At 67.7% G+C, this 2,779-nt stretch carries 4 protein-coding genes; 3 read left to right on the top strand and 1 reads right to left on the bottom strand.

The window, feature by feature from the left end; genetic code table 11:
- Nucleotides 1–129: 129 nt before the first annotated feature.
- From AB0N14_RS39750 to AB0N14_RS39760, 3 genes are all read left to right on the top strand, one after another.
- A complete protein-coding gene (locus AB0N14_RS39750; RefSeq protein WP_366030556.1) occupies nt 130–435 on the top strand; it encodes an AzlD domain-containing protein in 306 nt (101 codons plus the stop codon).
- 158 nt (nt 436–593) lie between these two features.
- Entirely contained in the window at nt 594–863 is a 270-nt protein-coding gene (locus AB0N14_RS39755) for a hypothetical protein (protein ID WP_366030557.1), read from the top strand.
- Nucleotides 860–1,399 (top strand): hypothetical protein, encoded by a 540-nt coding sequence (locus tag AB0N14_RS39760; protein WP_366030558.1) that lies wholly within the window; start codon nt 860–862, stop codon nt 1,397–1,399. Before AB0N14_RS39755 ends, AB0N14_RS39760 begins: the two co-directional genes overlap by 4 nt.
- A gap of 145 nt (nt 1,400–1,544) precedes the next feature.
- Here AB0N14_RS39760 and AB0N14_RS39765 read toward each other — a convergent pair whose 3' ends face one another.
- On the bottom strand, nt 1,545–2,258 hold the full coding sequence (locus AB0N14_RS39765; protein WP_366030559.1) for a CAP domain-containing protein: 714 nt from the start codon (nt 2,256–2,258) through the stop codon (nt 1,545–1,547).
- Nucleotides 2,259–2,779 lie beyond the last annotated feature (521 nt).

The raw sequence follows: 2,779 nt of genomic DNA on the forward strand, positions 1-2,779 counted from the left end.
ACGGCGGCTGCACACCCCTTCTCATGCGTAGGCTAACACTCCATCAGGCATCCACATTCCAAGGGCAGATGCGCAATTTTGTTAGGAATTCTAAGTCCGGGGCGAGTGTGCGGACCACCGTCGTACCTGATGTCCGTCCTGGCGATCGTCTTCACCATCACCCTCGCCCTGCGGGCCGTGCCCTTCCCGGTGCTCGGCAGACTGCGTGGCTCGGCACTGGTGCGGCAGCTGTCGGCATGGATGCCGGTGGGCATTCTGCTGATCCTCGCCGTGACCGCACTGCGCGGCACGATGACCAAGGACGCGCACGGTGCCTGGTACGCCCTGCTCGCCGTCGCCGTCACCATCGGCGTCCACCTGGGCTTCGGCCGGCGCACCATCCTCAGCGTCGGCATCGGCACCGGTGTCTACCTCATCCTGCTCAACGCCGTGTGAACCGCCCGACGGTGTGCCGCACATCACCCTGTGAAGGGCAGTCCTGAACGGCCTCGGCCGGAATAACAGGAGATGGGCCTCCGGTTGTCCCTTTCATCTCTCGGTTCTCCGGAGGCTGACATGGATCAAGACCGAACGGGTCGGAAGAGGTGGCCGCGATGAGCCACAGCACATCGGCCGTCTTTCACGGCCGGCCCGGCCGTCCTGTGGCAGCCACCGCACCGCGTCAGGCCTGGCTGCGCGCCGCGTTCATCCTTCTCGCGATGGGCCTGGACGCTGCTGCCGCGGTCATGCTGGTGAGTCAGCACCTTCCAGAGGCTGTGTTCGGGGTGCTCCTGGCCGGTCTCGGCTGGCTCACCACTCGGCGCCTCGCGGCCTGGTACCCCGCACCTTCGCCCGTCGTCGCCGAGAAAGCCGCGCGCCGATGAGCCGGACGACACAGGACCCGGCGCAGACCGTCCCCTGCGAGGACGTCTCGAGACCGGTGCGCCCGGCCCTCGCGGGCCGGGTCGGCCGGGACGCTCTGCTCGAGCGGCGCCGACGCCACACGCTCGAGTTGCTCGCGGTGTCGGCACTGGGACTGATTCCCTGGACGGTGATACTGGGAGTGACCCTGCCGTCCGACTACCGTGTCCACGCATGGCGCACGACCTGGGTCGGCTTCGACATACTGCTCCTGACGGCACTGGGGGCGACAGCGGTCCTCGGAATACGCCGCCACCGGGCCGTGGTGTTGCCCGCCCTGGCGACCGCCGTCCTCCTGGTGTGCGACGCATGGTTCGATCTCTCGCTCGCCCTGGGCACGTCCGCGATCTGGATGTCCGCCGCGCTCGCCGTCTTCGTCGAACTCCCGATGGCTGCCTTCCTCTTCCACCGCGTAGGACTGCTGCTGCGGTCGCAGTGGACGCCGCCGCCATCGCCGGACACCGCCCCGGACGCAGTGGACACAGGCGCCCGGCCCTGATCACCCCGGGCACGGGCCGCCTGCCGTCCGCAGGTGGTGATGACCCGACCGCCCTTTTGTCACGGGCCCACAGGGCGGCCGGGTATGCGCGGGCCATACGCCACCGCCCCGCCGAGTCAGGTGAGTCGTCGGCGAGGCGGCGTGGTCAGCGGGCGGTGCCGAAGTCCTGCGTCCAGTAAGAGCCGGGCTGGGCGAGGCCTACGCCGATGTCCTTGAATCCGCAGTCGAGGATGTTCCGCTTGTGTCCGGGGCTGGCCATCCAGGCCGCCATGACACTCTCGGGGGTGCTGTAGCCGTAGGCGATGTTCTCGCCGTACGAGCTCCAGGAGTATCCGGCGCTGGTGATCCGGTCACCCGGGGACGAGCCGTCGGAGCCGGTGTGGGACATGTTCTGGTGGGCGGCCATGTCGGCGCTGTGCGCCTGAGCGGCCTTCGCCAGCTTCGAGTTGACGGTCAGCGGTGCACAGCCCGCCTTCGCGCGCTCACTGTTGACGAGCGCGACGACGCGTGCCGTGGCAGAGGTGGGAGCGCTGGACGCCGGGGCACTCGAAGCCGTGGGCCGGGTGGCGGGGGCGGTGGTGGCCGGGGCACTCGAAGCCGTGGGCCGGGTGGTCGGGACGGCGGTCGCCGAAGGGCTCGTCTTGGCCTGGGGCGCCGGACTCCCGGTCGACTTCGCCCAGTGCCCTTTCGCGGCCGTGCCGGCGCTGTTGTGCCAGTGATGGTGCGAACGGTGCGTGTCTGGCCGTCCGTTGTACGAGTCCACGCAGGCCATGGCGACGGACGGGACGCCCACGGCGGCGATGGCGACGGCGGCTATGACTGCCTTTCGGTGGTGCAATGTCCTGCGGTGCTTGCTCACGCGACCGTCCTCACTAGGTATTGGCATCGCTTCTCGCAGCACCCCGGCATTTGCTGCGCATGACAATTCCACGTACGGAGACCACGCCATGCGCTGTACACAACGCCAACCCCGGCCACCTGCACGGGATCCAGCGCAGAAGATGCCGGGACGCCCTGCGGCCCGGTCATTCTCGGAAGGCAGAGCAACAAGGGCAATGAGCGCGGAGTACTAGGCTTTCTCGTAGGAAAACGCGCCTCTTGCCAGGCATCGATGGGCACGCTAAATCCCGCTCAGCGCATTCCCGATTCCGTGTGACGCAGTCAAAGGAACGGGAAAGAAGGAAAATTCCACGATGGAGGAATGACCGGTAATGGCGCACAGCCTCCGCGAGGAATGTCCGCTTGGCGGCACATGAACACCAAATGAGAAGGAGGCGGGAAGCTACTAGTACTCCAGCCGGAGATGTGATCTTTATGGCTGCTGGGTGGCTTGGCGTTGGTAGTGGCTGCGGCGGGCTCGGGCCTGGTGGCGTCGGCGCC

Origin of the sequence: Streptomyces sp. NPDC051104, assembly GCF_040682835.1 — a bacterium.
Taxonomy (GTDB): Bacteria; Actinomycetota; Actinomycetes; order Streptomycetales; family Streptomycetaceae; genus Streptomyces; species Streptomyces cynarae.

What these genes read in the sequence shown, in the direction of transcription:
- AB0N14_RS39750 (WP_366030556.1), top strand. Translation starts at nt 130, where the DNA reads ATGTCCGTCCTGGCGATCGTCTTCACCATCACCCTCGCCCTGCGGGCC.
- AB0N14_RS39755 (WP_366030557.1), top strand. Translation starts at nt 594, where the DNA reads ATGAGCCACAGCACATCGGCCGTCTTTCACGGCCGGCCCGGCCGTCCT.
- AB0N14_RS39760 (WP_366030558.1), top strand. Translation starts at nt 860, where the DNA reads ATGAGCCGGACGACACAGGACCCGGCGCAGACCGTCCCCTGCGAGGAC.